Origin of the sequence: Enterobacter cloacae complex sp. P2B (assembly GCF_014895985.1) — a bacterium.
Taxonomy (GTDB): domain Bacteria; phylum Pseudomonadota; class Gammaproteobacteria; order Enterobacterales; family Enterobacteriaceae; genus Enterobacter; species Enterobacter bugandensis.
On sequence record NZ_JADBQQ010000016.1, the window covers coordinates 72,630 to 93,879 of the forward strand.

The 21,250-nt window shown below is 56.5% G+C and carries 19 protein-coding genes and 1 pseudogene; 4 read left to right on the top strand and 16 right to left on the bottom strand.

All coding sequences use genetic code 11. The features are described from left to right. The first annotated feature begins 61 nt into the window (after window positions 1-61). Window positions 62-481, top strand: a complete 420-nt coding sequence (locus IM313_RS14895; RefSeq protein ID WP_028014847.1) for a DUF805 domain-containing protein — start codon at window positions 62-64, stop codon at window positions 479-481. On the opposite strand, the gene fpr is transcribed toward IM313_RS14895, so the two are convergent. From fpr to IM313_RS14915, 4 genes are all read right to left on the bottom strand, one after another. Then, window positions 482-1,228, bottom strand: coding sequence for a ferredoxin--NADP(+) reductase (gene fpr, locus IM313_RS14900; protein WP_192972071.1), 747 nt, complete (start codon window positions 1,226-1,228; stop codon window positions 482-484). Window positions 1,229-1,324: 96 nt separating this feature from the next. Next, window positions 1,325-2,335, bottom strand: coding sequence for a class II fructose-bisphosphatase (gene glpX / locus IM313_RS14905; RefSeq protein ID WP_192972072.1), 1,011 nt, complete (start codon window positions 2,333-2,335; stop codon window positions 1,325-1,327). A 123-nt stretch (window positions 2,336-2,458) separates the two neighbouring features. Beyond that, entirely contained in the window at window positions 2,459-3,967 is a 1,509-nt protein-coding gene (gene glpK, locus IM313_RS14910; RefSeq protein WP_028014844.1) for a glycerol kinase GlpK, read from the bottom strand. A gap of 21 nt (window positions 3,968-3,988) precedes the next feature. Next, window positions 3,989-4,834 (bottom strand): MIP/aquaporin family protein, encoded by an 846-nt coding sequence (locus IM313_RS14915; protein ID WP_028014843.1) that lies wholly within the window; start codon window positions 4,832-4,834, stop codon window positions 3,989-3,991. Between the two features lie 398 nt (window positions 4,835-5,232). Here IM313_RS14915 and zapB point away from each other — a divergent pair, with 398 nt between their 5' ends. After that, a complete protein-coding gene (zapB, locus tag IM313_RS14920) occupies window positions 5,233-5,472 on the top strand; it encodes a septal ring assembly protein ZapB (RefSeq protein WP_028014842.1) in 240 nt (79 codons plus the stop codon). A 58-nt stretch (window positions 5,473-5,530) separates the two neighbouring features. Here the strand turns inward: zapB and IM313_RS22585 are convergent. From IM313_RS22585 to priA, 11 genes and pseudogenes are all read right to left on the bottom strand, one after another. Continuing rightward, window positions 5,531-5,638, bottom strand: a pseudogene (locus IM313_RS22585) (hypothetical protein); the annotation flags it as partial. A 31-nt stretch (window positions 5,639-5,669) separates the two neighbouring features. Further along, complete coding sequence (locus IM313_RS14925; protein ID WP_048998272.1) at window positions 5,670-6,758, bottom strand: DUF6708 domain-containing protein; 1,089 nt, start codon at window positions 6,756-6,758, stop codon at window positions 5,670-5,672. A gap of 218 nt (window positions 6,759-6,976) precedes the next feature. Further along, entirely contained in the window at window positions 6,977-8,071 is a 1,095-nt protein-coding gene (locus tag IM313_RS14930; RefSeq protein ID WP_048998269.1) for a DUF6708 domain-containing protein, read from the bottom strand. Next, on the bottom strand, window positions 8,064-10,715 hold the full coding sequence (locus IM313_RS14935; protein ID WP_048998266.1) for a T6SS effector BTH_I2691 family protein: 2,652 nt from the start codon (window positions 10,713-10,715) through the stop codon (window positions 8,064-8,066). Before IM313_RS14935 ends, IM313_RS14930 begins: the two co-directional genes overlap by 8 nt. A 362-nt stretch (window positions 10,716-11,077) precedes the next feature. Further along, window positions 11,078-11,563 (bottom strand): ribonuclease E activity regulator RraA, encoded by a 486-nt coding sequence (gene rraA / locus IM313_RS14940; protein WP_014885702.1) that lies wholly within the window; start codon window positions 11,561-11,563, stop codon window positions 11,078-11,080. A gap of 92 nt (window positions 11,564-11,655) precedes the next feature. Beyond that, window positions 11,656-12,582, bottom strand: coding sequence for a 1,4-dihydroxy-2-naphthoate polyprenyltransferase (menA, locus tag IM313_RS14945; RefSeq protein ID WP_127334627.1), 927 nt, complete (start codon window positions 12,580-12,582; stop codon window positions 11,656-11,658). 62 nt (window positions 12,583-12,644) lie between these two features. Beyond that, on the bottom strand, window positions 12,645-13,979 hold the full coding sequence (gene hslU, locus IM313_RS14950) for an HslU--HslV peptidase ATPase subunit (protein WP_028014840.1): 1,335 nt from the start codon (window positions 13,977-13,979) through the stop codon (window positions 12,645-12,647). Between the two features lie 9 nt (window positions 13,980-13,988). Then, window positions 13,989-14,519 carry an ATP-dependent protease subunit HslV gene (hslV, locus tag IM313_RS14955; RefSeq protein ID WP_014072345.1) on the bottom strand — a complete coding sequence of 177 codons (531 nt, stop codon included), beginning with the start codon at window positions 14,517-14,519 and terminating at the stop codon, window positions 13,989-13,991. A 94-nt stretch (window positions 14,520-14,613) separates the two neighbouring features. Further along, a complete protein-coding gene (gene ftsN / locus IM313_RS14960) occupies window positions 14,614-15,600 on the bottom strand; it encodes a cell division protein FtsN (protein WP_028014839.1) in 987 nt (328 codons plus the stop codon). 93 nt (window positions 15,601-15,693) lie between these two features. Next, a complete protein-coding gene (gene cytR / locus IM313_RS14965; protein ID WP_048998260.1) occupies window positions 15,694-16,719 on the bottom strand; it encodes a DNA-binding transcriptional regulator CytR in 1,026 nt (341 codons plus the stop codon). Window positions 16,720-16,838: 119 nt separating this feature from the next. After that, window positions 16,839-19,034: a primosomal protein N' gene (gene priA / locus IM313_RS14970; RefSeq protein WP_047362498.1), complete on the bottom strand. Its 2,196-nt coding sequence runs from the start codon at window positions 19,032-19,034 to the stop codon at window positions 16,839-16,841. Window positions 19,035-19,234: 200 nt separating this feature from the next. Between priA and rpmE the strand changes: the two genes are divergently transcribed. Further along, a complete protein-coding gene (gene rpmE / locus IM313_RS14975; protein ID WP_003862040.1) occupies window positions 19,235-19,447 on the top strand; it encodes a 50S ribosomal protein L31 in 213 nt (70 codons plus the stop codon). A gap of 48 nt (window positions 19,448-19,495) precedes the next feature. Here rpmE and metJ read toward each other — a convergent pair whose 3' ends face one another. Beyond that, entirely contained in the window at window positions 19,496-19,813 is a 318-nt protein-coding gene (metJ, locus tag IM313_RS14980; RefSeq protein WP_003862042.1) for a met regulon transcriptional regulator MetJ, read from the bottom strand. 275 nt (window positions 19,814-20,088) lie between these two features. On the opposite strand from metJ, the gene metB reads away from it, so the two are divergent. Then, entirely contained in the window at window positions 20,089-21,249 is a 1,161-nt protein-coding gene (metB, locus tag IM313_RS14985; RefSeq protein ID WP_021242813.1) for a cystathionine gamma-synthase, read from the top strand. Window position 21,250 lies beyond the last annotated feature (1 nt).

Genomic DNA, 21,250 nt, shown 5'->3' on the forward strand with positions numbered 1-21,250 from the left:
CTTGTCAAAAGGTCACAACTCCAGGGTAAAATGCGGGCTAAACGATAATAAGGAACCTTACATGACCATACAGCAGTGGCTGTTTTCATTCAAAGGGCGTATTGGACGCCGTGATTTCTGGGTCTGGATGGTGACGTGGGTCGTCGCCATGCTGCTTCTTTTTTTCGTTGCTTATAACGCCTGGCTGAGCACGCAAACGGCGGCATTTGCACTGGTCTGCCTGCTATGGCCAACGGCGGCCGTCGTGGTGAAACGCCTGCACGATCGCGGCCGCTCCGGCGCGTGGGCATTTTTGATCATACTGGCGTGGATGCTGGTGGCAGGGAACTGGGCGATGCTGCCTTCCATCCTGCCGTGGGTCGTGGGCAGGCTGCTGCCGTCGGTCATCTTCGTGATGATGATTGTCGATCTGGGCGCGTTTATCGGCACCCAGAGCGAAAACAAATACGGTAAAGATACCGTCGAGGTGAAATACCGCTGATCACCAGTAGTGTTCGGCGGTCATATGGCCCGGCCGGCGGCGAAGATGTTTCGTCATCTGCCGGGTATCCTTCAGAAGCTGCTGCGTGTCCCGGACCATCTGCGGGTTACCGCACAGCATGACGTGGCTGGTTTCGGCCGTCATCGGTAAACCCACCGCGTCTTCCAGTGCGCCGCTCTCAATTAACGCCGGTACGCGACCGGTAAGCGCTCCTGCTACGGTTTCGCGGCTGACTACCGTCTGAATCTTTAACTTTCCGCCGTACTGCTGTTCCAGCGCCTGCATCTGCGGGAGATAGCTTAAATCTGCGGCATAGCGCGCGGCGTGCACCAGCACGATGTTTTTGAAGCGCTCCAGATCCTTACCGTACTGCAAGATAGAGAGATACGGACCGATGGCCGTGCCGGTTGCTAGCATCCAGAGCGTGTCACAGTCAGGGATCTCTTCGAGCACAAAGAAGCCTGCCGCTTCGCTCACAATCTGCACATCGTCGCCGGGCTGAAGGGCGGCAAGGAGCGGGCTGAGCTTACCGTCAGGAACGGTGACCAGATAGAACTCGAGATCCGGGTTATCCGGCGCGTTAACGTAAGAGTAGGCGCGCTGCACGCGCTCGCCGTCGACATCCAGACCCAGCTTGGCAAATTGCCCGGCCTTAAACGGATGAACGGGAGCATGCAGGGTGAGACTAAATAGCGCATCGGTCCAGAATTCTATCTTTGTGACTTTACCTGTTACCCAGTCCGCCATGATCTTCTCCTGTGCTGTTTCTCTGTTCTATCTTCCGTACTTGTGGGAAACATTTCCAGCCCCTTCGGGCCGGAAAGCTCTATCGATCAAACGGTTTTACAGAATGTGCGTCTGCACGTCCGGGTCTTTACGGTCGAGATAGTGAATGGACTGAATGCGTCGGATGGTGCGCGATTTACCGCGGATCAGCAGCGTTTCAGTGGTCGCCATGTTGCCCTTGCGGGTGATGCCGTCCAGCAGATCGCCTTTGGTGATGCCGGTTGCAGAGAAGACGACGTTATCGCTGCGCGCCATGTCGTTCAGCGCCAGTACTTTTTTGGCTTCGATGCCCATCGCTGCGCAGCGCGCCAGCTCGTCCTCACCGATACGACGGTTTTCGTCGCTGTCGCCTTTCACCTCATGGCGCGGCAGAAGGCGCGCCTGCATATCGCCGTCCAGCGCGCGGATCACCGCCGCAGAGACCACGCCTTCCGGCGCACCGCCGATGCCGTAAAGCACGTCGACTTCGCTGTCCGGCATGCAGGTCAGAATAGAGGCGGCAACGTCGCCATCCGGAATGGCAAACACGCGCACGCCGAGTGCCTGCAGATAAGAGATGGTGGCGTCGTGGCGCGGTTTCGCCAGAATGGTCACGGTGAGTTCGTTGAGCGGTTTAGCCAGCGCCGCCGCGATATTGCGCAGGTTGGCGTCCAGCGGCAGGCTGAGATCGATTGCGCCTTTCGCACCAGGGCCGACAATCAGCTTTTCCATGTACATGTCCGGCGCGTTGAGGAAGCAGCCTTTATCGCCCACGGCCAGCACCGCCAGGGCGTTGGCCTGGCCCATCGCCGTCATGCGCGTGCCTTCGATCGGGTCCACCGCGATATCCACCGCATCGCCTTTGCCGGTCCCGACCTTTTCACCGATGTAGAGCATCGGCGCTTCGTCGATTTCGCCTTCACCGATGACGATAGTGCCGTCGATGTTGACCTGGTTAAGCACAATGCGCATGGCGTGGACGGCCGCGCCGTCTGCGGTATTTTTGTCGCCACGACCCAGCCATTTATAGCCTGCAAGGGCGGCTGCTTCGGTGACGCGGGAAAACTCGATAGCAAGTTCACGTTTCATGAGGGACTCGTACAATCAAAAGGAATTGCACGAAGTTTATCACAGAGTGGGGAGGGGGGAGGGGACCGGTGCGGTCGATGCCCCTCACCCTAACCCTCTCCCCAGGGGAGAGGGAATATTGGCTTACTCTTCGTGCTCTTCCCACGCCAGGGCACGTTTCACCGCTTTCTTCCAACCGCTGTAGCGGTAGTTGCGCTCGGTGGTTTCGATGCCAGGGCGGAATTCGCGTTCGATGACCGCTTTCTCCTGCAGCTCGTCCAGGTTCTGCCAGAAGCCTACCGCGAGACCCGCAAGATACGCCGCGCCCAGTGCCGTCACTTCACGTACTTCAGGGCGCTCAACGCGGGTGCCCAGAATGTCGGACTGGAACTGCATCAGGAAGTTGTTGGCCACCGCGCCGCCGTCCACGCGCAGGGCGTGCAGACGAATGCCGGAGTCTGCCTGCATCGCTTCCAGCACGTCACGCGTCTGGTAGGCGATGGATTCCAGGGTGGCGCGGATGATGTGGTTTGAGTTCACACCGCGCGTCAGGCCGAAAATTGCGCCGCGGGCATACGGGTCCCAGTACGGTGCGCCCAGACCGGTAAACGCGGGCACCACGTACACGCCGTTGGTGTCTTTCACTTTGGTCGCGAAGTACTCGGAGTCAAACGCATCGCTGATCAGCTTCATCTCGTCGCGCAGCCACTGAATAGATGCACCTGCCATAAACACCGCACCTTCCAGGGCATAGTTCACCTCGCCGCGCGGGCCGCAGGCGATGGTGGTCAGCAGGCCGTTTTCTGATTTCACCGCTTTCTCGCCGGTGTTCATCAACATAAAGCAGCCGGTGCCGTAGGTGTTCTTCGCCATCCCTTCCTTGACGCACAGCTGGCCGAACAGCGCCGCCTGCTGGTCACCGGCGATACCGGCGATAGGAATACGGGTGCCGCCTTTACCGCCGATGTTGGTCTGGCCGTAGACTTCAGACGACTTACGCACTTCAGGCAGCATCGCGCGCGGAATATCCAGCGCGTCCAGCATCTTGTCATCCCACTCCAGGGTGTTGATGTTGAACAGCATGGTGCGCGAGGCGTTAGTGTAGTCAGTAACGTGGACACGTCCCTGAGTCATCTTCCAGATAAGCCAGGTATCGACGGTACCGAACAGCAGCTCGCCGCGTTTTGCACGCTCGCGTGAACCTTCCACGTGGTCGAGGATCCACTTCACTTTGGTGCCGGAGAAGTACGGGTCAACCACCAGGCCGGTGGCGCTGCGCACGTACTCTTCCATCCCGTCACGCTTAAGCTGTTCGCAGATCTCTGACGTACGGCGGCACTGCCAGACGATGGCGTTGTAAATCGGCTTACCGGTTTCGCGTTCCCACACCACGGTGGTTTCACGCTGGTTGGTGATACCAATCGCGGCGATTTCGTCGGAACTGATGTCGGCTTTCGCCAGCACTTCCACCAGCGTGGAGCTTTGTGACGCCCAGATCTCCATCGGGTCGTGTTCTACCCAGCCTGGACGCGGATAAATTTGCTCAAATTCGCGCTGTGACACGCTGACGATATTCGCGTCATGATCCATTACGACAGCGCGGGAGCTGGTAGTGCCCTGGTCGAGCGCAACGATATATTTTTTTTCGGTCATGGTATGTGTCCCGTAGTCAGATTACAGCGAAGCTTTTTGTTGTGCGGTAGAAGTCGTTTCCTTCTCCTCTTCCACACAGGTGTCGCACGGTAAGTGGCGACCAATTAATTTGCGATAGCCAAATGCACCCAGTGCCGCCCCTACGACTGGTCCGAACAACGGTACCAGGAAGTAAGGAATATCTTTGCCGCCGGTGAAAGCCACGTCGCCCCATCCTGCAAAGAAGGCGAAGGTTTTTGGACCCAGGTCACGCGCCGGGTTCATCGCAAACCCTGTTAACGGCCCCATGGATGCACCGATGACGGCGATCAGCAGGCCAATCAGCAATGGCGCCAGCGGGCCACGCGGAATGCCGTTACCATCATCGCCCAAAGCCATAATGACGCCCATCAGAATAGCGGTAATCACCATTTCAACTGCGAACGCCTGCACAAAATTGATATGCGGGTTAGGGTAGGTTGAGAAGATGCCTGCCAGATCCAGACTTTCGACGCTGCCGCGCACCATATGATGCGTCTGTTCGAAGTCGATGAAAAGATTGTAATAAAGCCCGTAAACTAACGCCGCTGCGCAAAACGCGCCGGCAAATTGAGAAATAATGAAGGGAACAACTTTGCGTCCGTCGAAGCACGCGAACAGCCACAGTGCGATAGTCACCGCCGGGTTAAGATGTGCGCCAGAGACCCCTGCAGTCAGGTAGATGGCCATCGCCACGCCCAGACCCCAGATGATACTGATTTCCCACTGACCAAAACTGGCACCCGCCACTTTCAGTGCAGCGACACAGCCCACTCCGAAGAATATCAACAACCCGGTACCAAGGAACTCGGCAATGCACTGGCCTTTTAAGGTTGATGTCTGACTCATAATCGGAATCCTGAAGAAATTGATGTTTATTGTTAGCGTGGCCGCCCGTGACAGCCACGATGCCCTGTAGACATAGTGTTAATTTATCGTTAACGAGCAAAAACGAGAAATATCGAAATTAAAATGTGTGGTCTGTGTCAATAAAATGAGCGTTTTCGCGCCATAAAGCGCGTTTTTGCATCAGTCGCGTATGGTGAGCTGAATCATTTTTTTAACGAATGGGTTAACAACTTAGAGGTATATGCCGCGAACGCACCAGGACGAGGCCGAAAAGTGTTGCAAACCGCGATCTGCGTGGCATGCCGCTGGACAGGGGCGACTGCGCTCCATACAATCGGAACATATGTTGTGCGCGTTTACGTTAAAGCGTCGCCTTGCAATTCAGGAGAGGTAGGATCATGTCTTTAGAAGTGTTTGAGAAACTGGAAGCGAAAGTACAGCAGGCGATTGACACCATCACGCTGCTGCAGATGGAAATTGAAGAGCTGAAAGAGAAGAACAACAGCCTGGCGCAGGAAGTTCAGAACGCTCAGCACGGCCGCGAAGAACTGGAGCGCGAAAACAACCAGCTGCGCGAACAGCAGAACGGCTGGCAGGATCGCCTGCAGGCGCTGCTGGGACGTATGGAAGAGGTTTAATTCTGTCGGGATTGAACAGAAATAGCCGGGTAAGCGTCGCCGCTACCCGGTTTTTTTTCTCGATATCCAGCGCATCTTCCGACCGGATAATGCCGGTATTATCAGCATAAAGATGGTCGCCGGAGAAGAAGGTCACGCCGCCGAAATTCACGCGTACGTCGCTTTCGTCAGTATTCGGTTCATGACCGATAAGCCCCTCAGTCCGCATGGTCCTGCCCGCCATATTTGGCTTTCAGTCGGGCAACGATCCGGTCCATTGCTCCGCGCTCTTTTGCAAACGTGCGGGTATAACGCTCCTTGCCCTGCAAGCCCAGCATCGGTCGCCAGACCTGCGGTGGATTATGCTCAGCGCCTTTATTGACAGGGTCATTCTCGTCCGGCTGACAGGCCGCGACCACTTCCGCAGGCCATTCCGGGATTTTGCAGGTCAGCATGACCAGCCAGCGCGGAAAACTGAGAACGAAAAACACAGGAAGCTGCAGCGCATTCACCATCAGACCGAGTCGCCCGAACCACTGCTTACTGAGATAGAACAGTCCGAACAGCCAGCCCTCTTTCTGTTTTTCAACCGGCGGGCACCAGGCTATGGAGTCCGCGAGGTCCGGGAGATACTCATCTCCCTCTTCCATATAGCAGCGGATAAATTCCCAGTACATGGTCAGGACATCGGGGTCACTCTCCAGATTAATTGGGAGAGGGATACATTCCGTAACAGTGTCCCCGTCCTCACCCGTAAGGCATCCCACAATTGTCCATTCTTTTGCCAGCCGTCCCTTCGTTGAACGCAGAACAAATCTGAGATCCTGCCACGGCAAGGAGAGGATTTTTCCGCCGGACTGGTACACATACACCATCCCGTTTTTACGGTTAAAGCGGATCGGATAGTAGCTACTGAAAAATACCTCGGAGGTCATCATCCGGTATAATCCCAAACAGAGCGGCAGCGTAATTCCCCAGATAATGATGTCAACAATCCAGAGAGCTGCACTATGAAAACCATCTTGCAACAACGTGATTAATGGCTGTAAAAACACATAAAAAGACAGACAAAAAAAGAAAACTCCGGCCAGCGTCCATGTTCCGCGCCAGTTGTAAAAACGGTCAACCAGCTCCAGATAGGTCGAGTTCAGGCGCACCACGCTGTCAAACCCGGAGACCCCTTGAACATTCGAATTGCCTGTTTTCTGCGAATAAATTTTAAAAACACGTTCATCACTGAGGCGGAGAAATCCCTTATAGAACCGTTTTGTCGGGTCGGCAGGGAATCGTTTAAAGGGATTAAACATGCGCGCCTCCTTGGTCGGTCAGAGCCATATAGCCCTCCTTTTCCATTTGTGCATCCGACCAGATAGCCGGGACATCGCTCTCACCCGGCGGCACCCGCCGCCACTGCGTACTGAGCAGTCAGGTCTGTATGTCGTTCCGGGCATGGCTTAACAGCCAGGCCCCGGCCCCCAGAACCAGCAGCATCCCGACAAATATTCCCGCCAGACCGATAAGCCCCTCAGTCCGCATGGTTCTGCCCGCCATATTTGGCTTTCAGCCGGGCAACAACCCGGTCCATTGCTCCGCGCTCTTTTGCAAACGTGCGGGCATAACGCTCCTTGCCCTGCAAGCCCAGCATTGGTCGCCAGACCTGCGGTGGATTATGCTCAGCGCCTTTGTTGACAGGGTCATTCTCAGCCGGCTGACAGGCCGCGACCACGTCAGCCGGCCATACCGGAATTTTACTGGTCGCCATCACCAGCCAGCGCGGAAAACTGAGCACGAAAAAGAGAGGCAACTGCAGCGCATTCACCAGCAACCCGAGCCGCCCGAACCATTGCTTACTGAGGTAAAGCAGCCCGAACAGCCAGCCCTCTTTCTGTTTTTCCACCGGCGGGCACCAGGCAATGGAGTCAGCCAGGTCCGGGAGATACTCATCTCCTTCTTCCATATAGCAGCGGATAAACTCCCAGTACATGGACAGCACATCGGGGTCACTTTCCAGATTAATCGGCAAAGGAATAGCCCCTGTGACAGTATCCCCGTCATCTCCCGTAAGACAACCCACAATGGTCCACTGCGTTGAGAGTCGCCCCTTCGTTGGGTGCAGGACAAATTTGAGCTCATCCCACGGCACAGACATCACTTTTCCGCCGGACTGGTACACATACACCATCCTATTTTTACGGTTAAAGCGGATCGGATAGTAGGTGCTGAAAAATACCTCGGAGGTCATCAGCCGGTATGTGAGTAAAGAAACCGGCAATGTAATGGCCCAAATTAAAACGGTTCCAAACCAGATGCCAAAACTGCGTCCTCCCCATCCCAATACCACCCCGATAATGCTGTAGCAAAACAAACTAAAGGACAGGCAGAAAAAGATTACCCCTGCCAGTGTCCATGTTCCGCGCCAGTTGTAAGAACGGTCAACCAGCTCCAGATACGTCGTGTTCAGCCGCACCACGCTGTCGAACCCGGATATACCAGGAACATCCGGATCACCTGTTTTCTGCGAATAAATTTTAAAAACACCTTTATCGCTGAGACGACGAAATCCCTTATAGAACCGATTCGATGACGGGTCGACAGGGAATCGCTTAAAAGGGTTAAACATGTGCTCCTCCGTGTGCATTCAGGGCCATATAGCCGTCCTTTTCCATTTGTGCATTCGGCCAGATAGCCGGGATATCGCTCTCACCCGGCGGCACCCGCCGCCACTGCGTACTGAGCAGCCAGGTCTGTATATCGTTCCGGGTATGACTTAACAGCCAGGCCCCGGCCCCCAGAACCAGTATCATTCCGACAAAAATCCCCGCAGGTCCGAGGAAAAAAGCCAACACGGTGGATTCCTCAATGAAAGTAGCTGACACACCAGCCAAGCCGAGGAGAGTGACGGATATTTCGCTACCGCCCCCGACTGTCATCATTCCGACACCGAGGGCATTAATCAGATGAGCAATGCCTTCCCCCATTTTTCCACGGTAAAGATCAACGCCCCCATTCAAACCTTCAATCATTGTGTAAACCAATCCACCGCCGAACCCAAACAATCCCCAGATACCCGCCCCGACAACCGCCATGGCGCCGTTCCTGATTACCGATAAGGTCGATGACAGCTCCAGCTTCATCAGCGGTGTCATCGCCAGCTTCAATGCTTCCGCCGTTGACGCCACCGCCATGCTGGCATTCGCCGCGAACACCGTCGCAGCTTTACCTTCGGACGGCAGGCCGCTTTCTTTCACCCCGTACCCCAGCACCATCCACTGGAAGTACGCTGAGAACACCGTCCCGCCAAACGTCATGCCTTTCGCCGCCATCTCCGTCGCCAGCGTGCCGGGTTTCATCCCGCTCAGTTGAGCCACCGATGAGCCCAGCGATTTCGGGAACAGCATTCGCGCCAGCTCGTCCTCCGTGAGCATTGCCGTACGGAGCTTCGCCAGCCGCTCTTTAACCGGCAGGGCGGCCAGTGCCTTCGCCTCATGCACGTCAATAATCCGCGGCAGAGATATTTTCTCCAGCGAGCGCTCCGGTAGCTCCTTCACCAGTCGGTCGGTCAGCTTTTGCATCGCGGTATATAATTGCCCGCCGCTGCGTCCACTCATTTCCAGCATCCCGGCCATCCCCCGGGTCATCGCCCCGACAAAGTTTTTCGTCCCCGGCACCACGCTGACGGCAGAGAACGCCTTACCCTGCATCGCCAGTATCCCGATAGCAAAGCGCACCGGCGTTCCTTTCACCATCAGATCCACCGATTTCATCATCGCCTCAGACCAGAGCATGCTGAGCTTTTCCAGCCCCGTCAGGATCGCGCTGGCATAGTTGCCGCTGTACTCCTTCGCGCCGTCCGCCAGACGGTCCCAGCTTATGCCCAGCCACCAGTCTGGTCCGCCGCTTTTCAGCTGTGCATTTGCCTCGGCAATCCAGCCGTCATGATTAAAGAAGGCCGCCCGCTGAAGAAAGTTTTCCGGCGTCAGCTGAGCCTGATTCAGCTGCTGATCGATGTGGGTAATCACTCCGCCTTTGTCGTTCATTCCTGCCAGTACTTTCGCTACTGTCTGGATATAGCGTCCGCCGCTGTGCGCGCAGGTCGGATCAAAGTGCTGCACAAAGTAATTCGCCATCGCCGGTCCCTGCAGCCAGGCCAGATACATCCGGGTGATGGGAATGACTGAACTTTTGTCATACTCGGTCAGCCAGTCTTTCAGTGTCTGACTGAATGTCTGTGTCTTTGCCCGGTCGATGTATTTTTCGTAGCCGGTCTGCCATGCCTCGTCCACCCGGTCCTTCCGGCTGGCCTCATTGAGGACATGCATCCGGTCAGCCATGTCCGGAGCCGGAAATCTCGGTCCTGCCGGCGTGTCCCTGCCGTAGCGCATCTGGCGCTCATAGCTTTCATCCCCGGCTTCTGTCCGCAGGTAAAAATAATTACGCATTGCCAGTTCGACGCTGCCGAGCATGGTCAGCAATGCAGTGCCACGGCTCAACTCCGGATCCGTGGCGATAGCCTGCTGCATCCGGTAGCGTGCCAGGGCTGAAATCTCCGTCGCCACCCCAACCGGGTCAGACAACATTAGAATCGCACCGTTGCCCGCGTTCAGATTATCTGCCGCCTGTCGTAAAGCGGCCGCAGAATGACTACTGACCGCTTTGAGGGGAGAGGGAGTCCAGGCTTTAAGACTGCTGTTGCGCAGTCCTGGGCTGTATTCAGCCACGCAATTAACGAGCTGACTGAAGGGCAGGGCCTGCTGACCGTTGTGGCTGGCAAGCCAGGCATCCATATCAAATTTCTGCATATACTGGCGCCGCCAGGCGACATCTTCATGCTGTTTGCGTACCACCGGTGTCCACGACTCTTCAGACCACGCAAACCAGTACACCCCGTTAAGGATTCCGGCGGGCTTTACCGGCAGTGTCACCAGGGAAGCGGTTGCCAGTTCATCTGGTCGGGTAATACAGGGGGTAATGTCCCCGCTTTCCACGCGCGGCGGCACGATGCCGTCCTCTGGAAGAGGATAAAAATAGCCGTCGCCGGTAGCATAATAGTTAATCCAGCGTTGTGAACGTTCCGCCCAGATGTATAAAAAGCCCTGCCTCAGCAGACGGGCGGTATAGTCTGCACCTCCTTCGGCCGTTACCGGTACGGTGATACTGCCGGATAAAGCCGGTAACGCGTCACCTTTTTCCATGATTGCCGGACGAACCGGCAGGACGGGTAAACCGTCGCGCTGGCAGAACTTACATCCCTTTTCATTGCTCATGATGAATCCATTCTTCTTCTGTCAGGTAAGCCCGTCCGGTAAGCAGGAAAGGTAACCCTGAAATTGTGGTGGTTATTTACTCATAATACACCGTAAAGACGTTAACCTAAGCTAAATTTTCTTTATTTCGTAAGCAGTTAGTGCGCATTTGCTGTGCAGGGAAAGTACGACGTGATATGCAAAATATGTGGCAAACGACGGCGATTGAATAAACGGTTATTCGGGAGCGCCGAAACCATCAGGAGACGCTACGGGGGAGTGTTATTGCAGTATAAAAAGAGGAGATATCTAAACCTGTGTTAACTTCACGGTTTGGGTGATGATAAAAACAAAGGCCATCCGATAAAAGATGGCCTGGTAAATTACTCAATATCCAGCGGATCTTCAGAAAGGATAATGCCGGTATTATCGGCGTAGAGATGATCGCCTGAGAAGAAGGTCACGCCGCCGAAGTTAACGCGCACGTCGCTTTCGCCGATGCCGTCGCCCGCCGCCCCTACCGGTATGGCCGCGATGGCCTGAATTCCAATATCCAGGTCTTCGAGATCGTCCACCTGACGCACGGAGCCGTACACCACGATGCCTTCCCACTCGTTCTGGACGGCAATGCCGGCCAGTTCGGCATCAATCAGTGCGCGACGCACGGACCCGCCGCCGTCGACCACCAGAACGCGGCCACGGCCGTTCTGTTCGAGCAGATCGTACAGCAACCCGTTGTCCTCGAAACATTTCACCGTGACGATTTGCCCGCCAAACGATGACCGCCCACCAAAGTTGGAGAACAGCGGTTCAACGACGTTGACATCTTCCTGGTAGATGTCACAAAGCTCGGAGGTATCGTATTTCATAGGTTTAACGCTCAGTTGCTGCGAATGTGTTCAGTATATCGTGCGAAATGCGTTGTTGGCAAAATCATCAATTGTTAATTGATATTTGTCAGCTAACTGAGCGTCTGGCTTAACACAATCCCGATGACGAACAACAGGTTAGTCAGCAGCGCACCTTTTACCGTTCGCTCCAGCATTGGCGGCATGGCTGCCGGGCTGAGTTCACGCATCACAAAGCGGGCCTGCTTAACCAGCAGCGGCGCGGCAAGCACAAACAGCCAGCCCCACAGACTCTGCAAGGAAATCAGGTTAAACAGCGCCAGGCAAACCAGCGCGCCAATAAGCAGGCAGGCATGATAGCGGCGCGCATTCACCGGCCCCAGACGCACCGCCAGCGTGTTCTTGCCGTTCTCACGATCGCTGTCGATATCGCGCAGATTATTGATATTGAGTACCGCCGTCGCCAGCAGGCCGCAGGCGGTCGCCGGGAGGAACAGGGCAGGGATCACCGTATGCGCCTGTAAGTACCAGCTCCCCATTACGCTCAGCCAGCCGAAGAACACCAGCACAGAGATATCCCCAAGGCCAATATAGCCGTAAGGGCGCGTGCCGACGGTGTAGGTGATGGCCGCGATGATGGCGAGCAGGCCCAGCACCAGGAAGCCAATGAAATCGCTGGTAGTTTTCGAGGCGACCGTCACCAGCGCCAGGCCAGATAAGCAAATCAGCACCACGGTGATAATCAGCGCACGCTTCATCTGTGCCTGGGTGATCACCCCCTTTTGCATCCCGCGCAGCGGCCCGATACGGTCAGGCTTGTCGCTGCCTTTTACCGCATCGCCATAATCGTTCGCGAGGTTAGAGAGGATTTGCAGCAGCCCGGCGGTAATGAGCGCCAGACCTGCCACCAGCGGATCGAAATGCCCTTGCCACCAGGCAAGCGCGGTGCCGACAATAATGGCGGCAAAAGCCAGAGGAAGCGTTTTAGGGCGCAGACTTTCGAGCCACGCCTGAGTACGGCTGATATCAGTCATAGTAATTTAGCCAATAAAAATGGGGGCCTTAGCCCCCATTAACAGTGATGAGAATGCAGTAACCGCGATTATAGGATAAAACGGCTCAGATCTTCATCTGCCACTAACGCATCCAGATGTTTGCTCACATAGTCTGCGTCGATGGTAATGGTTTGACCGTTGAGGTCGCTCGCGTCATATGAGATGTCTTCAACCAGACGTTCCAGCACGGTGTGCAGACGACGCGCACCGATGTTCTCGGTGGTTTCGTTGACCTGCCATGCGGCCTGGGCGATACGCTTGATACCGTCTTCGGTGAACTCGAGGTTCACGCCTTCGGTCGCCATCAGCGCCTTGTACTGTACGGTAGCAGAGGCGTTTGGCTCCGTCAGGATGCGCTCGAAATCTTCGGTGGTCAGCGCCTGCAGCTCAACGCGGATAGGCAGACGACCCTGCAGTTCCGGGATCAGATCCGACGGGCTGGCCACCTGGAACGCACCGGAAGCGATAAACAGGATGTGGTCCGTTTTCACCATGCCGTGCTTGGTGGAGACGGTGCAGCCTTCAACCAGCGGCAGCAGGTCGCGCTGTACGCCTTCGCGGGACACGTCCGGGCCGGAGCTGTTGCCGCCGCGCTTACAAATTTTGTCGATTTCGTCGATAAACACGATACCGTGCTGCTCAACCGCGTCGATAGCGTCCTGCTTCAGCTCTTCCGGATTCACCAGCTTCGCCGCTTCTTCTTCAATCAGCAGCTTCATCGCGTCTTTGATTTTCAGCTTACGCGCTTTCTGCTTTTGGCCGCCCAGGTTCTGGAACATGGACTGCAGCTGGCTGGTCATTTCTTCCATGCCCGGAGGCGCCATGATTTCCACACCCATCGGCGCGGCCGCGAGGTCGATCTCAATCTCTTTGTCGTCCAGCTGGCCTTCACGCAGTTTTTTGCGGAACGCCTGACGCGCGGCTGAAGGCTCAGCCTGCTGTTCAGCCTGGCCCCAGTTGTTTTTCGCCGGTGGGATCAGCACGTCGAGAATACGCTCTTCGGCCATCTCTTCCGCGCGGTAGCGGTTTTTCTCAATCGCCTGGACGCGCACCATCTTAATTGCAGAATCGGTCAGGTCGCGGATGATGGAGTCCACTTCTTTACCCACATAGCCCACCTCGGTGAACTTGGTGGCTTCAACTTTGATGAACGGCGCGTTCGCCAGCTTCGCCAGACGACGGGCGATTTCGGTTTTACCGACGCCGGTCGGGCCGATCATCAGAATGTTTTTCGGGGTGACTTCGTGACGCAGCTCTTCGTCAAGCTGCATACGACGCCAGCGGTTACGCAGCGCGATAGCCACGGAGCGCTTGGCGTTATCCTGGCCGATAATGTGTTTGTTCAGTTCGCTGACAATTTCGCGTGGGGTCATTTCAGACATAGGAGATCCTTACGCTTTGGAGGTCAATTCTTCGATGGTGTGGTTGTGGTTGGTATAGATGCAGATATCACCTGCAATATCCAACGCCTTCACCGCGATATCACGCGCGTTCATGTCGGTATTTTCCAACAGCGCGCGGGCTGCAGCCTGGGCATAAGGGCCGCCAGAGCCGATGGCAATCAGGTCGTTTTCCGGCTGAATCACGTCACCGTTACCGGTGATGATAAGCGAAGCGGTTTCATCCGCGACCGCCAGCAGCGCTTCGAGCTTGCGCAGCATACGGTCGGTACGCCAGTCCTTTGCCAGCTCTACGGCAGCTTTCACCAGATGACCCTGGTGCATTTCCAGCTTGCGTTCAAACAGTTCAAACAGCGTGAAGGCATCCGCCGTGCCGCCTGCGAAACCGGCGATCACTTTGTCGTTGTAGAGACGACGGACTTTCTTCACGTTGCCTTTCATGACGGTATTACCCAGCGTGGCCTGGCCATCACCGGCAATTACCACCTGGCCGTTACGGCGTACACTTACTATTGTTGTCACGAGCAGACCCCCTGGTTACAGATTCGGGAAACAGAAGCCCTGAGCCTGTGCTCAGGGCTGAATTAAATGATAGATGGGGGGGATTTTGGGGGTTTCAACCCCCGGAGGCGAGTCGAATGCAGTTTGTGTGGCCAGCCACTTTCAAACGGGAAATGGTGCCGTCTGCGTTTTCTTTGCCTTTAACCGGGCCGATCACCACGCGGTTCCAGCCGTTATTGGTGGTAATGCGTGAATCAAATCCTTCGAACGCCAGCTGTGCACGCACCGTTTCCGCCTGCTCGGCACCTTTAAACGAACCGCACTGCACCATCCAGCGGCGCTCGTCTTTTTTCTCTGCCGTCTGCTTCGGCGCTTCGGTCTCTTTGGTCACCGGCGCGGCCTGCTGCGTTTTCGGCTGCTGCGCGGTGGTATGCGCTGGCGTCTGGAGCAGATCCTGATACGGCTGCGCCGCTTGCTTTGGCGGCTGCGCTTTTGGCTGTTGAACAGGCTGCGACTGCACCGTACGCGTCTGCTGCTGCGGTTGCTGGTATGGCTGGGCCTTCGGCTGCTGTACCGGCTGAGTTTGCGTCCACTGCTGCTGTTGCTGCTGTTGAATTTGTGCCTGGCGCTGACGCTGCAGCTGCAACGTTTGCTGACGCTGCGCTGGCGTTTGTTCATTCCACGGCACTTCATTCAGCTGCGTCGGCTGCTGGCGCATATCGGCCTGCATCTGTGCCAGCAGCTGGCGCTGCTCGTCCGTCAGCTGATCGGCATTCTTCACTTCGCCACCGGCTGAGGGCTCAGTAGGCGCACGCACGCCGGGCTGACGACTTTCCAGCTCTTTAATATAGCGCCAGCGCTCTTCAGGTTTCGGCGGCAGACCATTTCCCACCACTTTGTTGCCCTGAAGGGCCTCGGACTCTTCTTTTTTATGGTGCGTGATGAAGTACAGGCCGCCAATAAAGGCCACCAGCACGGCCGCAGCAATAGCGACCATTGCTGGCGAGACCGCAGGCAGATTACGCTGCTTGCTTTTTGAACTGCTCTTTTTGCGTCGCGAAGGTGCCGGCTGGCCGCGACGTACATAATCTCGTTGTGCCACTATCGTTTCGCTGTATTTATTCGTTCGTCAGCCCGCCATGTTACTTAAGCGGCGGGGCTTTGACCAGATAAGGGTGTCCGAAAGGCGTTTACTTTAAGTCAATGCCTGGGTAGAGCCGCGAATAATCAGCTCGCAGTCCAGCAAACGCGAGCCGCTGCTAACCGTTTGACCCTGCAGCTGATCCAGCAGAAGTAGCATCGCTTCGCGGCCAATCTGATAGCGCGGTTGTGAAACGGTGGAGAGCGGTGGATCGCAAAACTCTGAAAGTGAAATGTTATCGAATCCGATAATCGACAAATCTTTCGGCACGCGTAAGCCACGGCGCTTGGCGTGTGAAAGCGCACCCAGCGCCATCACGTCGCTGTGGCAGAACACCGCCGTTGGCGGTTCCGGCAGCGCCAGCAGTTTCTCCAGCGCCTGTCCGCCCGCTTCAAAGGTAAAATTACCGCGCGCAATATAGTGCGGATCGACAATCGCACCGGTACGGCGCAGCGCCTGAACATAGCCCTGCAGGCGGTAGTGGCACAGCGGCATCTCTTCCGGCCCGGCAATGCAGCCAATCCGCTTATGTCCCAGCTCCTGGAGATAGTTTACGGCGTTGAACGCGGCGGTGAGGTTATCAATGTGGACCGTCGGCAGCTCAAGCTCAGGCGCAAATTCGTTGGCCATTACCATCGGCGGTAAATTGCGCTGCTCTTCGATGCTGGCATCAAACGGCAGGCGCGAGCCAAGCAGCAGCATGCCGTCAATCTGCTTGGTGATAATGAGGTCGATAAAGGTTTTTTCCTGCTGGTTCTGGTGAGCGCAGTCGCCAATCAGCACCAGATAGCCCTGCTCCGCCGCCGTCACTTCGATACCGCGAATGATCTCGCTGAAGAAGGGATCGCAGATATCCGGCACTATTACCAGGATGGTCCGCGATTCATTGCGCTTGACGTTCCGCCCCATCGCCTGCGGGAAATACCCCACTTCCAGCGCCGCCTGTTCAACCTTGTTACGGGTCGCCTGGGAGACTTTATCCGGGTTCATTAATGCGCGGGACACAGTTGCCGTTGAGACTTGTGCTTTCTCGGCAACGTCTTTCATGGTCGCCGTGGCAACCTCTTTCCTGGACTTCAACGTCTTCTCCTCGCCTGAACACCGAACTGCGGACATCACCATTTTTACAGATAGTTAATGGAATCGGTTACAGAATTTTCATAAAAAGTGTGAGGCGCGTTAAATTTTTCGATCCGTCTTCAGCCTTCGATGGGATCGACGTCCAGTACCCACTTCACTTTACGCGCTTCCGGCAGGGTATTGATGAGCGCCAGCGTGCCGCTGACGATGTGCTGCAGGCGAATACGCGAGGGGTGCTGAAGTAAAATCTGCCAGCGGAAACGTCCACCGCGTTTTGGCGCCAGCGCCGGCACCGGTCCCAGGATCCACAGCTGGTTATCCACCAGCGGGCTGGCCTGCAGAAGATTCCTCAGCTGTTGCAGGAAAAGCGGCGCCTGCTGGTTGTTATGATCCTCCGCGCGGATGATGACGTGGCTGGTCCACGGCGGCAGCTGCATGGTCTGGCGTTCGGCCAGCGCCTGCTCGGCAAAGGCGTCATAGCCTTTGTGCAGCAGAGTCTGTAGCAGCGGGTGCTCAGGGTGATGCGTTTGCAGTACTACCTCGCCCTGTTTACCTGCGCGTCCGGCACGCCCGGCAACCTGGGTATAAAGCTGGGCGAAGCGCTCGGCGGAGCGGAAATCTGCCGAGAACAGCGCGCCGTCGACGTCGAGCAGGGCGACCAGCGTCACGTCCGGGAAGTGGTGCCCTTTGGCCAGCATCTGGGTGCCAATCAGGATGCGCGCGCCGCCGCGATGCACTTCCGCCAGCTGCTGCTCCAGCGCCCCCTTGCGGCTGGTGGTGTCCCGGTCGATTCGGGAAATAGGCACGTCCGGGAAGAAAGGGCCAAGCGCCTGTTCCAGCTGTTCCGTTCCCAGCCCCACCGGCACGATATGCGTGGAACCACATGACGGGCACTGGCGAGGCACGGGACGCTGGCTGTCGCAGTGGTGGCAGCGCAAATGTCGCTGGGCCTGATGGAAGGTGTAGTAGTGGTCGCAGCGCGGGCACTCGGCAATCCAGCCGCAGTCGTGGCACAGCAGGGCGGGGGCGAATCCGCGACGGTTCAGGAACAGGATGACCTGGTTCCCCGCCTGCAAATGCTGGCGCATGCGGGAAATCAAGGCGGGCGCTAAGCCGGCCTGCACCTGCTGGCCTTTGAGATCCAGTACGTGCTGAATGGCCGGACGGGCATTCCCCGCGCGGCGCGTCAGGCGCAGCATGTGGTATTTACGCTGGCGCACGTTGTGCAGCGTTTCGAGCGCAGGCGTGGCGGATCCGAGAATAATGGGAATTTGCTCGCTGTGCGCACGGTAGACCGCCAGATCGCGGGCGTGATAGCGCCAGCCTTCCTGCTGTTTATAGGAGCTGTCGTGCTCTTCGTCGATGACGATGACACCGAGGTTTTTAAACGGCGTAAATAGCGACGAGCGGGTGCCGATCACAATCGCCGCTTCGCCGTTTTTCGCTTTCAGCCAGGCGCTGAGGCGCTCGCTGTCGTTCAGCCCGGAGTGCAGCACCTCAACGGGCGCGTTAAAGCGCTCGCGGAAGCGGGCAATGGTCTGCGGTGTCAGGCCGATTTCCGGCACCATCACCAGCGCCTGTTTGCCCTGCGCGAGCACATTTTCCAGCACGCTCAGATAGACTTCGGTCTTGCCGGAGCCCGTCACGCCCGCCAGCAGCCAGGCGGAAAAGTGGTCCGAGGCGCTATGAATGGCGCCTACCGCGGTAGCCTGCTCGGTATTCAGGCGCAGGCGATCGCCCGAGACGGAGAAGCCGTCGCGCCAGTCGTGAAGGGCGGGCGCTTCGCTGGCCAGCTCGCTCAATCCTTTCTTTCTTAATGCCTGTAGCGCCGTTTCGCTGACCTCAAGCTCGTCGACCTGGTGCCGCCAGATTTTTCCCTGGCGCAGCGCCGCCAGCGCCTGCTGCTGTTTCTGCGAACGCTTCAGGCTATTGATGTCCACGGCCTGCCCCTGTTCGGTGGCAAACCAGTACCACATCGGGGCGTGGCTGGCGCTCTTGCCCTGGCGCAGCAGGATCGGCAGGGCGTGGAACAGGACGTCGCCAATCGGGTGATGATAATAATCTGCCGCCCACAGCAGCAGTCGCCAGGTGCTGGTGGAGTAAACCGGCTCGCTGTCCAGCACCTCAACCACCGATTTCAGTTCATTGAGGGGCAATTCGCTTGTATCGCTGACGGAGACGACGATCCCCACGCGCTGCTGTTTGCCAAACGGCACGGTCACGCGACAGCCCGCTTTGGCGCTCATGCTGTCGGGCAGCAGGTAGTCAAAGGTGCGGGGAAGCGGAACGGGCAGGGCAACGTGAGCGACGGGCATCGAATCTTCCTGACTTGAAAAGTGGCGCGTTAGTATACACATTAGTAAAAGCGGCGTGCGGATCAGTTTGCATACGTTGGTTAAATTCTGTATGATTCGCCGCCTTTGGTGTACTTTACGCCAAAGAACTTACATTCAACATCGCGTGGTGTCTGGCGTTAGGGCTGGAAGAGCGACGCGGCCTTAACTGAGGTTCTCCCATGAAAAAAGATATTCACCCGAAATACGAAATGATTACTGCAAACTGCTCTTGCGGTAACTCTATCCAGATCCGCTCTACCGTGGGTCACGATCTGAACCTGGACGTGTGCGGCAAATGCCACCCGTTCTACACTGGTAAGCAGCGTGATGTTGCAACCGGTGGCCGTGTTGACCGCTTCAACAAGCGTTTCAGCATCCCGGGCGCTAAATAAGTTTCCCGAAAAAAAGGCACCGCAAGGTGCCTTTTTTGTATCCGCTTCTCAGTATTCCCACGTCTCCGGGTCAATACCCAGTTCACGCATGATCACCTTCGCCTCTTCCGGGATTTCGTCGCTACGCTCTTTGCGCAGATCGTCATCGTTCGGCAACGGTTGGCCGGTAAACGCATGCAGGAACGCTTCGCACAGCAGTTCGCTGTTGGTCGCGTGACGCAGGTTGTTCACCTGACGACGCGTACGTTCATCGGTGAGGATCTTCAACACCTTCAGAGGAATGGAAACCGTAATTTTCTTTACTTGCTCACTCTTCTTACCGTGCTCAGCGTATGGGCTGATATATTCGCCGCTCCATTCAGCCATGAGATACCTTTAATCCTCTCAGTCATTAATCTAAAGGTGCAAACCGGTCACTGCCCGTTTTGAACCGTAATCTTGCGTAGTTTACCGTAGAGACGATACCGTGGCACGGATATTGCCGCTGCAGCGTGCACTAAAGCATATAATTTTAACGGCTATTTGCGCATTGCTCAATCTATACGCAAAGAAGTTTAGATGTCCAGATGTATTGACGTCCATACTTTCAATGTTTACTCTGGTGGCTGACTTTTCACCTCATTCGCCAGGAAGCCCTCACCATGACGCGTAAACAGGCCACGATCGCAGTGCGTAGCGGATTAAATGATGACGAGCAGTACGGCTGCGTTGTCCCGCCCATTCATCTTTCCAGCACCTACAATTTCACCGGATTTAATGAACCGCGCGCGCATGACTACTCGCGTCGCGGCAACCCTACGCGTGATGTAACCCAGCGCGCGCTGGCGGAACTGGAAGGCGGCGCGGGTGCGGTATTAACCAATACCGGTATGTCTGCCATTCACCTGGTGACCACGGTGTTCCTGAAGCCTGGCGATCTGCTGGTTGCGCCGCATGACTGTTACGGCGGCAGCTATCGTCTGTTTGATAGCCTGGCAAAGCGCGGCTGCTACCGCGTGCTGTTTGTCGATCAAAACGACGAACAGGCGCTGAAACAGGCGCTGGCAGAGAAGCCGAAGCTGGTTCTGGTGGAAAGTCCAAGCAACCCATTGTTGCGCGTTGTCGACATTGCGAAAATTTGTCAGCTCGCAAGGGATGCGGGAGCGATAAGTGTAGTGGATAATACCTTCCTCAGTCCGGCCCTTCAGAACCCGTTAGCACTGGGTGCGGATCTGGTATTGCATTCATGCACTAAATATCTGAACGGCCATTCTGACGTGGTGGCGGGCGTGGTGATTGCAAAAGATCCCGACGTTGTCACGGAACTGGCATGGTGGGCTAATAACATCGGCGTCACCGCGGGCGCGTTCGACAGCTACCTGCTGTTGCGCGGCATCCGCACGCTGTCGCCGCGCATGGACGTGGCGCAGCGTAATGCCCAGGCGATTGTCGATTTCCTGAAAACCCAGCCGCTGGTGAAGAAGCTTTATCACCCGTCGCTGCCGGAAAACCAGGGGCATGAGATTGCCGCGCGCCAGCAGAAGGGATTTGGCGCGATGTTAAGTTTTGAACTGGACGGTGACGAGCAAACGCTGCGTCGCTTCCTGAGCGGGCTGTCATTGTTTACGCTGGCGGAATCCTTAGGTGGGGTTGAAAGCTTGATCTCCCACGCCGCGACCATGACGCACGCAGGTATGGCACCGGAAGCACGTGCCGCCGCCGGGATTTCCGAGACGCTGCTGCGTATCTCGACCGGTATTGAAGATTCTGAAGATTTAATTGCCGATCTGGAAAATGGCTTCCGGGTCGCAGCCAAGGGGTAAT

Excerpts from the sequence above, each read along its gene's own strand:
- IM313_RS14895 (WP_028014847.1), top strand. The coding sequence starts at position 62 with ATGACCATACAGCAGTGGCTGTTTTCATTCAAAGGGCGTATTGGACGC.
- fpr (WP_192972071.1), bottom strand. The coding sequence starts at position 1,228 with ATGGCGGACTGGGTAACAGGTAAAGTCACAAAGATAGAATTCTGGACC.
- glpX (WP_192972072.1), bottom strand. The coding sequence starts at position 2,335 with ATGAAACGTGAACTTGCTATCGAGTTTTCCCGCGTCACCGAAGCAGCC.
- glpK (WP_028014844.1), bottom strand. The coding sequence starts at position 3,967 with ATGACCGAAAAAAAATATATCGTTGCGCTCGACCAGGGCACTACCAGC.
- IM313_RS14915 (WP_028014843.1), bottom strand. The coding sequence starts at position 4,834 with ATGAGTCAGACATCAACCTTAAAAGGCCAGTGCATTGCCGAGTTCCTT.
- zapB (WP_028014842.1), top strand. The coding sequence starts at position 5,233 with ATGTCTTTAGAAGTGTTTGAGAAACTGGAAGCGAAAGTACAGCAGGCG.
- IM313_RS14925 (WP_048998272.1), bottom strand. The coding sequence starts at position 6,758 with ATGTTTAATCCCTTTAAACGATTCCCTGCCGACCCGACAAAACGGTTC.
- IM313_RS14930 (WP_048998269.1), bottom strand. The coding sequence starts at position 8,071 with ATGTTTAACCCTTTTAAGCGATTCCCTGTCGACCCGTCATCGAATCGG.
- IM313_RS14935 (WP_048998266.1), bottom strand. The coding sequence starts at position 10,715 with ATGAGCAATGAAAAGGGATGTAAGTTCTGCCAGCGCGACGGTTTACCC.
- rraA (WP_014885702.1), bottom strand. The coding sequence starts at position 11,563 with ATGAAATACGATACCTCCGAGCTTTGTGACATCTACCAGGAAGATGTC.
- hslU (WP_028014840.1), bottom strand. The coding sequence starts at position 13,979 with ATGTCTGAAATGACCCCACGCGAAATTGTCAGCGAACTGAACAAACAC.
- priA (WP_047362498.1), bottom strand. The coding sequence starts at position 19,034 with ATGCCCGTCGCTCACGTTGCCCTGCCCGTTCCGCTTCCCCGCACCTTT.
- rpmE (WP_003862040.1), top strand. The coding sequence starts at position 19,235 with ATGAAAAAAGATATTCACCCGAAATACGAAATGATTACTGCAAACTGC.
- metJ (WP_003862042.1), bottom strand. The coding sequence starts at position 19,813 with ATGGCTGAATGGAGCGGCGAATATATCAGCCCATACGCTGAGCACGGT.
- metB (WP_021242813.1), top strand. The coding sequence starts at position 20,089 with ATGACGCGTAAACAGGCCACGATCGCAGTGCGTAGCGGATTAAATGAT.